Origin of the sequence: Paracoccus sp. (in: a-proteobacteria), assembly GCF_032007265.1 — a bacterium.
GTDB lineage: Bacteria > Pseudomonadota > Alphaproteobacteria > Rhodobacterales > Rhodobacteraceae > Paracoccus.
Genome location: NZ_DALZMB010000146.1, coordinates 1 through 7941, shown reverse-complemented (window position 1 = coordinate 7941; position 7941 = coordinate 1). Strand labels below are relative to the sequence as shown.

The following is a 7941-nucleotide window of genomic DNA, read 5'->3' as shown; positions in this document are numbered from 1 at the left end:
TGGAGCTTTCCGGTTCTGGTCGAGGATGGGGTGATGATGGGCCGCTATGGCCATATGGGCTTTTTCCGTCACCCGCGCAAAGCCGATCATCAGGCTGTCAGTGATGCGCTGGCCCGCGTCGGCATGAGCGAGTTTCGCAAACGCCAGATCGGAGAACTGTCCGGCGGACAAAAGAAGCGCGTCTTTCTGGCGCGCTCGATCGCTCAGGGCGGACAGGTCATCTTGCTGGACGAACCCTTTACCGGCGTTGATGTGAAAACCGAAACCGCCATAATCGAACTTTTGCGCGAGATGCGCAGTGAAGGGCGGGTCATGTTGGTCTCGACCCATGATCTGGGCTCGGTTCCTGAATTTTGCGACCGGGTTGTGCTGGTCAAAGGCACGGTCTTGGCATCAGGCCCAACCGCCGAGGTCTTTACCCCCGACAATCTTCGCACCGCTTTTGGCGGCGTTCTGCGCCATTTCGTTCTGGGGGGGCAGCATTTGCATGATGATGACGACCCGCGTGAACTGACGGTCTTTAGCGATGACGAGCGCCCGCTGATTTTCTACGACGATCAACGCAAGGCCCAGACTGATGCCTCGATCGATCCGAACTCCCAAGCCAAGCCGCAGGGAAAGGCCTAGCCCATGCTGGAGACCCTGCTTATCCCCTTCCATTACAGCTATATGGCCAATGCCATCTGGGTTTCGGCGCTGGTGGGCGCGGTTTGCGCCTTTTTGTCGGCCTATCTGATGCTGAAAGGCTGGTCCTTGATCGGGGATGCGCTAAGCCATTCGATCGTTCCCGGTGTCGCGGGGGCCTATATTCTGGGCCTGCCCTTCGCGCTGGGTGCTTTCATCTCGGGCGGGCTTGCCGCGCTGGCGATGCAGTTTCTGAACGCCCGCACCGGACTGAAAGAGGATACGGTGATCGGTTTGATCTTCACCGGCTTTTTCGGGCTGGGCCTGTTCATGATCTCGCTCAACCCGATGGCGGTCAGCATCCAGACCATCACCATGGGCAATATTCTGGCCATCAGCCCCGAGGATACGTTGCAGCTGGTCATCATCGGCACGGTGTCTTTGATCATTTTGACACTGAAATGGCGCGATCTGATGGTCGTCTTTTTCGATGAGACCCATGCCCGCACCATCGGGCTGCATCCCAACCGTCTGCGCATTCTTTTCTTTACCCTGCTGGCCGCTTGCACCGTGGCCGCGATGCAGACCGTCGGTGCGTTTTTGGTGATTGCCTTGGTGGTGACACCGGGCGCCACGGCCTATCTGCTGACGGATCGATTTCCGCGGCTGATCTTGCTCTCTGTCAGCATCGGGGCCCTGACCTCTGGATTTGGGGCTTATCTCTCGTTCTTTCTGGACGGGGCGACGGGGGGCGTCATTGTCGTGCTACAGACCGTGATCTTCTTGCTGGCCTTTGTCTTTGCCCCCAAGCACGGCATTTTGGCCGCGCGTCGCCGCGCTGCGGACGCGCTGAAAGAGGTGGCGTGATGGATTGGCTGACCCTGCCCTTTACCTTTCCCTTCATGCGCGACGCAGCACTGATTGCGCTGATCATTTCCGTCCCCTCCGGCCTGATTTCGTGCTATCTGGTGCTTAAAGGCTGGTCCCTGATGGGTGACGCGGTCAGCCATGCCATCCTGCCTGGCGTGGTCATTGCCTATATGCTGGGTGCGCCGATGCTGCTGGGGGCGTTTGTCGCGGGCATGATCTGTTCGCTGGCGACGGGCTATCTGCAAACCAACAGCCGCGTGAAACAAGATACCGTCCTTGGGGTGGTCATGTCGGGCATGTTCGGGCTTGGCGTTGTCCTTTATACTCAGGTCCGCTCGTCGCTGCATTTGGATCACATTCTTTTTGGAAACATCTTGGGCATCGGCCCCGAGGATCTGCTGCTATCCGCCCTGATCTCGGCCGGTGTGACGCTGGTCGTTCTTGCGAAATGGCGCGATTTTGCCCTGCTGTCGTTTGATCCGGTGCAGGCAAGGGTGGCGGGATTGCCGGTTGGCCTGCTGCATTATGGGCTGCTGACCATGCTGTCGCTTTGCGTGGTCTCAATGCTCAGCGCGGTGGGCATCATCTTGTCGGTGGCCCTTTTGATCGCGCCCGGTGCAATTGCATTCTTGCTGACCCGCAGCCTTGGGCGCATGCTTGGTCTTGCCGTGGCCGTGGCTATGGTCAGCTCGTTGATCGGGGTCTGGGCCAGCTTTTGGCTGGACAGCTCCCCCGCCGCGACCATCGTCCTGATTTTGACCGCTTTCTTCATCGCGGCATTTTTGCGCCGCCAGTTCCAGGTCCAGCGTCAAAGCCAAAACTGAATCCTGTCGGGCATTGCCATCCCAAGGCAAAGTTCAGGTTTTGCCCGGTTTGACCTGTCTAAAGGTCTGTTCATCGCCGGCAATCGGCCTATTCTTTTCACATCATTTCATTGAGAGCCGTCATGACCAATCACAACGCCCCGAACGCGATTGCCCCTGATCCAAGCGCCCATGCCGATGATCCTCATTACATCGGACGGCTGGGCTGGCTGCGTGCGGCGGTTTTGGGTGCCAATGACGGCATTGTCTCGACCGGGGCGCTGATCATGGGCGTGGCGGCAGCCGATCCCAGCCCGCGCGCCATTTTGATCGCCGGGGTGGCCGGACTGACCGCAGGCTCGCTGTCAATGGCCGCAGGGGAATATGTCTCGGTCAGTTCGCAATCCGACACCGAGCGCGCAGATATCGAACGCGAGCGTCAAGCGCTGATCGATTCCCCCCATGAAGAGCTGGCCGAGCTGGCGGCCATTTACGAGGCGCGCGGCATGAGCCCGCAAACCGCCCTGCAAGCCGCGCGTGAGGTCTCTGACCATGACGCTTTGGCCGCGCATATTCGCGACGAAATTGGCCTGACCGAGGCAAGCGCCGCCAACCCGCTGCAAGCGGCGCTGACCTCGGCGGTGACCTTCAGCCTTGGCGCAGCCGTGCCGCTGGTTGCCGCGATAGCGGCGCCAGCAAATCTGGTCATGGCCTTCGTGTTGATCGCCACCGTGGTCGCGCTCGCTGTGCTGGGCGGCATTGGAGCCAAAACGGGCGGTGCACCGGTGGCACCGGGTGTGGCGCGCGTGGTCATCTGGGGCACGATCGCCTTGGGAATTACCGCTGGCGTAGGGCGCCTATTTGGGGTCGCAGCCTAAGGCGCCGCGACCCAAGGCGCGCGCCCCTTATGACGCGCGCGCATAGCCTAGGCTGGCTTTGATCAGATGGCGTGCGTAATCCTGTTGGGCCTGCCCACTGCGCAGGGTTTGCGCATCCATCACCTCAACGATCTCGCCGCCGCGCATAACCGCAAGTCGGTCACACATATGGCTGACCACCGCCAGATCATGACTGACCATGACATAAGTCAGGCCACGTTCACGGCGTAGATCATTGAGAAGGTTCAGAATTTCAGCCTGAACCGAAACATCCAAAGCCGAGGTCGGCTCATCCAGAAGCAGCAGCTGTGGTTCGGCCGCCAATGCCCGGGCAATCGCCACACGTTGGCGCTGCCCCCCCGACAGCTGATGCGGATAGCGAAAGCGAAACCCCTTGCCCAAGCCGACCGCGTCCAAAAGGCGTGGGATGCGTGTGTCGATATCGCTCATTCCCTGCAAACGCAGGGTTTCGGAAAGAACGCTATCGACAGAATGGCGCGGATGAAGGCTGGCATAGGGGTCTTGAAACACCATCTGCACACGGCGATAGAACTGGCGGCTGCGGCGGTGCCCCACCAGCTTTTCATCCTCGACCGTGATCTCGCCCGACCAGTTGGGCGCAAGCCCGGTAACGGCGCGCAGAATGGTCGATTTCCCCGAACCGCTTTCCCCGACCAAGCCAAAGCTTTCGCCCGGCTTCACCGAAAAGCTGACGTTTTTCACCGCATCCACGCGCGATGGTGCATGTCCGAACCAGACATTCAGATTTCTGACATCAAGCATCACAGCCCTCCTGGGAATGGGGTGTCGATCTCAGCATCGCGCCAGCTTTCCTGCCGCTCGAGCACGGCCAGCCGTTCGACCGGATGATCCAGACGCGGTAGGCTGTTCAGCAGCCCCCGCGTATAGGGATGGCGCGCTTCATGCAGCTGATTTGCCGGAAGGGTCTCGACGATACGGCCAGCATACATGATGATCACCCGGTCGCAAAACTGCGACACAAGGTTCAGGTCATGGCTGATGAAGATCAGGCCCATGCCACGATCGCGCACCAGATTATCCATGATGTGCAGAACCTCGGCGCGCACCGATACATCCAAGGCCGAGGTCGGCTCATCTGCGATCAGAATTTCAGGATCGGGTGCCAGCATCATCGCAATCATGATGCGCTGCCCCATTCCCCCAGACACTTCATGCGGATAGGCCTTGAAGACACGCTCAGGATCGCGGATCTGGACGGCGCGCAGCATCTCAAGCGCCTTGTTGCGCGGATCGCTGCGGCTGGCGCCCGTGTTCTGGCGGTAACTTTCAACGATTTGCGCGCCGATGGTCATCACGGGGTTCAGGCTGAATTTGGGATCTTGCATGACCATGCTGATCTTGCGACCGCGAATGCGCCGCATCTGACGCGGCGGCAGGTTCAGGATCGACTGCCCATCCAGATCCATTCGATCAGCGGTGACCTGGCCCGGTGGCCGGATCAGCCCCAGGATCGAACGCCCGGTCATGGATTTGCCCGAACCGGATTCGCCCACCACCCCCAGACGCTCGCGGCCCAGATCAAAGCTGATACCACGCACGGCCTCGAATGTGCCCTGTCGGGTGGGAAAGCTGACGCGCAGATTGCGCACGGAAAGAAGCGGTTGGCTCATTCCTTGGCCCCTTTCGGATCAAGCACATCGCGCAGACCATCACCCAACAGGTTGAAGGCCAGGCTGACGATAAAGATGGCAAGGCCCGGAACCGCAGCAACCCACCAGAAATCCATGATATAGTTGCGCCCATCTGAAATCATGGCACCCCATTCCGCCAAGGGCGGCTGTGCGCCAAGGCCAAGAAAGCCCAAGCCCGCTGCCGATAGGATGATGCCAGCCATATCCAGCGCCACGCGCACGATCATCGAGCTGATGCACAGCGGCCAGATGTGATGCACCAACAATTGCCAAGGCCCCGCCCCTTGAAGCCGCGCCGCTGCAATGAAATCGGCGCGGCGGATCGTCAGGGTCTCTGCCCGGGCAAGGCGCGCATAGGCCGGCCACGAGGTCAGCGCCAGCGCCAGCACCGCATTGCCAATCCCCGGCCCCAATGCGGCAACAAATGCCAGCGCCAGGATAAGCTTGGGAAAGGCCAGAAAAATATCGGTAATGCGCATCAGGATTTGATCGGTCCAGCCCCCGGCAAAGCCCGCGACCGTACCGATGAACAGGCCAAGGATCGGCGCGATCAGCGCCACTGTCCCGACAATGAACAGCGTCGTGCGCGAGCCCCAGATCAGCCGTGACAGAATATCGCGCCCCAAAGAGTCGGTACCCAGCCAATGTTCGGCCGTAGGAGGCATCAAACGATTGCCAAGGCTTTGCGCATAGGGGCTATAGGGCGACAGAAGCGGTGCAAAAATCGCGGTCAAGATCAGCAAGATCAGGATCACCAGCCCCAGCATCGCCAGCTTGTTGCGCCGAAACACCAGCCAGCCTTGATAGATGGCACCCCAACGGGCCTGCCGTCTTGTGGTGGGTGCCTCAGAGAGCAACCACTCGCGGGTCGTCATCTGGGTCATGGTCGTTCTTTCATCATTCGTCATCGCCCGCCCCTATTCCGAACGCGGGTCGAGCACCCGGTATAGCAAATCGCTGAGTAGGTTGAGGCCGATGAAACATGTTCCGATCACCACCGTGCCACCAAGGACCGCATTCATGTCCCCTGCCAGCATCGCTTTGGTGATGTATTGGCCAATGCCGGGCCAGCTGAAGATGATCTCGGTCAGAACCGAACCCTCTAGCAAGGTGGCAAAACTAAGCGCGATCACGGTGATCAGCGGGACGGCGATATTGCGAAAGGCATGGCCCCAGATCACCTGTGTCTCGGACAGGCCCTTGACCCGTGCGGTCAAGATATATTCGCCGGTCAATTGCTCGAGCATAAAGCTGCGCGTCATGCGGCTGATATAGGCGAGACTGAAATAGCCCAGCAGGCTGGCGGGCAGGATGATATGGGAAAACGCATCCTTGAACGCGCCCCAATCGCCCGCGATCAGGCTGTCCAACAGGACCAGCCCGGTGACCGAGGGCACCATGCCGTCATAGATCAAGCCTTGCCGCCCCGGACCACCGACCCAGCCCAGCATGCCGTAAAAGACCAAAAGGCCCATCAGTCCAAGCCAGAAGATCGGCATGGAATAACCAATCAGCGCCACCACGCGGGCGATCTGATCGATCCAGCCCCCCCGGCGCGCGGCGGCAATAACGCCCAAAGGCACGCCGACAAGCACGCCGATCAAAGTGCCCAATGTTGCCAGTTCGACCGTCGCAGGAAAGACGCGCTTCAAATCTTCGCTGACGGGGTGGCCGGTCGAAATCGACATACCAAAGCTGCCATGCAGCACATCCCAGACATAAAGGGCAAACTGGCGCCAAAGTGGCTGATCCAGCCCCAAAGCGCGATAGGCAGCGTCATATTGTGCCTGGGTCGCGCGTTCGCCAACGACCTTTAGCACCGGATCAATGGGCATGATCCTGCCAATGATGAACGTCACCACCAGCAGGCCCAGCAATGTCAGGACGAGCGATAAAAGCACCCCGCCGATCTTTTGCCATCGCCGCCGGAAATTCGACGGACCGCGCGGTATGCCGCCGTTTGGCGGCGCGGATTGCGGGCCTGGCGTTGACGCAAGATCAGGCGTCATGGATTGGGGGACGGATGATTGCGGGCTCGGCGAAGCGAGGTTGCCCTCGCTTGCGCCTTTTACTGTATCGCTCGTATTCAAGCCTTATTCGCCTTTGGTAACCTGACGGTAGAACACCGAGGCCAGCGCGCCACCGCTGTTCCAATGCTCGACATTCTTTTGCATCGCATCCTGGCCGATTTTTTGGAACATCGGGATGATCGGGGCGATATCCCGATATTCTTGCTGAATATCCAGATATTCCTGCTTACGCTTGTCGGCATCCCCTTCCAGCGTCGCGGCCATGGCTTTCTTTTGCAGATCTTCCGGCACGGCCCATGCGTTGCGCCAAGCCAATTCTGAATGCTTTTCATCCGGTGAATTGTTGGGGTTGATCGCAAAGGTCGAGACGTTGGTGTTGGGGTCGGCATAATCCGTGCCCCATTCACCGATAAAGATCGGCACCTGACGCGCACGATAGGCGTCAAGCACCTGCGCCCCGGTCATCTGCTGAATTTCCAACGTCAGACCTGCCTCTGCCATCGAGGCCTGCAAGGCCTGCGCGACGTTAGTATAATCGGTAATGTCACGCACCATGGTCTTGATCGTGCCCGAGGTGATCCCAGCGTCGTTCAAGATTTTCTTGGCTTTTTCAACATCATAGGTCCAAGGGTTGTCATCGCTTGCCCCCAGATAGCCCGAGGGGATGATGTTTTGGTGGATTTCCCACTGCCCTTTCAGGAAGCTGCCTTCCATCCCCGAGTAATCGATCAGATGTTTCATCGCCTCGATCACGGCCGGGTTCGACAACAGCTTGTCGTCCTGGTTCAGGCCCATGTACAGCAAGCGACCGCGAGGCTCGGTCACGATTTTGACGTTTTCTTTGCCCTCGACGCCCTGCACATCTGTCGGGGTCAGGTTGCGGGCCACGTCGATGTCGCCCTGCTCCAGCAGCAGTCGCTGAGCCGAGCTTTCCTGAACGTTGCGCAAGATCACGCGCTTCATCGCGGGTGCGCCCTGGAAATAGCCCTCAAAGGCGGCCAGTTGGACCTGCTCGTTGGGCTTCCAAGCGGCAAGGGTGAAGGGGCCAGAGCCGGCCTCGTTC

At 59.6% G+C, this 7941-nt stretch carries 9 protein-coding genes; 4 read left to right on the top strand and 5 right to left on the bottom strand.

Annotation, left to right across the window (positions count from 1 at the left end):
* The 4 genes from RTS12_RS19235 to RTS12_RS19220 all read left to right on the top strand — a co-directional run.
* On the top strand, positions 1-627 hold a 627-nt coding region (locus RTS12_RS19235), incomplete at its 5' end, for an ATP-binding cassette domain-containing protein (protein WP_312531397.1).
* Between the two features lie 3 nt (positions 628-630).
* A complete protein-coding gene (locus tag RTS12_RS19230; protein ID WP_312531396.1) occupies positions 631-1491 on the top strand; it encodes a metal ABC transporter permease in 861 nt (286 codons plus the stop codon).
* On the top strand, positions 1491-2318 hold the full coding sequence (locus tag RTS12_RS19225) for a metal ABC transporter permease (protein ID WP_312531394.1): 828 nt from the start codon (positions 1491-1493) through the stop codon (positions 2316-2318). The genes RTS12_RS19230 and RTS12_RS19225 overlap by 1 nt, the downstream gene beginning before the upstream one ends.
* Positions 2319-2440: 122 nt before the next feature.
* On the top strand, positions 2441-3175 hold the full coding sequence (locus tag RTS12_RS19220; protein WP_312531392.1) for a VIT family protein: 735 nt from the start codon (positions 2441-2443) through the stop codon (positions 3173-3175).
* 27 nt (positions 3176-3202) lie between these two features.
* On the opposite strand, the gene RTS12_RS19215 is transcribed toward RTS12_RS19220, so the two are convergent.
* The 5 genes from RTS12_RS19215 to RTS12_RS19195 all read right to left on the bottom strand — a co-directional run.
* The gene (locus tag RTS12_RS19215) at positions 3203-3958 is read right to left on the bottom strand and encodes an ABC transporter ATP-binding protein (RefSeq protein WP_312531390.1); all 756 of its coding nucleotides are present in this window, start codon (positions 3956-3958) and stop codon (positions 3203-3205) included.
* Entirely contained in the window at positions 3958-4827 is an 870-nt protein-coding gene (locus RTS12_RS19210; RefSeq protein ID WP_312531388.1) for an ABC transporter ATP-binding protein, read from the bottom strand. The genes RTS12_RS19215 and RTS12_RS19210 overlap by 1 nt, the downstream gene beginning before the upstream one ends.
* Positions 4824-5732 (bottom strand): nickel transporter permease, encoded by a 909-nt coding sequence (gene nikC / locus RTS12_RS19205; protein ID WP_312531386.1) that lies wholly within the window; start codon positions 5730-5732, stop codon positions 4824-4826. The genes RTS12_RS19210 and nikC overlap by 4 nt, the downstream gene beginning before the upstream one ends.
* A gap of 33 nt (positions 5733-5765) precedes the next feature.
* Positions 5766-6758 (bottom strand): ABC transporter permease, encoded by a 993-nt coding sequence (locus RTS12_RS19200; protein ID WP_312531399.1) that lies wholly within the window; start codon positions 6756-6758, stop codon positions 5766-5768.
* Positions 6759-6941: 183 nt separating this feature from the next.
* Positions 6942-7941 (bottom strand): ABC transporter substrate-binding protein (locus RTS12_RS19195; RefSeq protein ID WP_312531384.1); only part of this gene is annotated, 1000 nt, incomplete at its 5' end.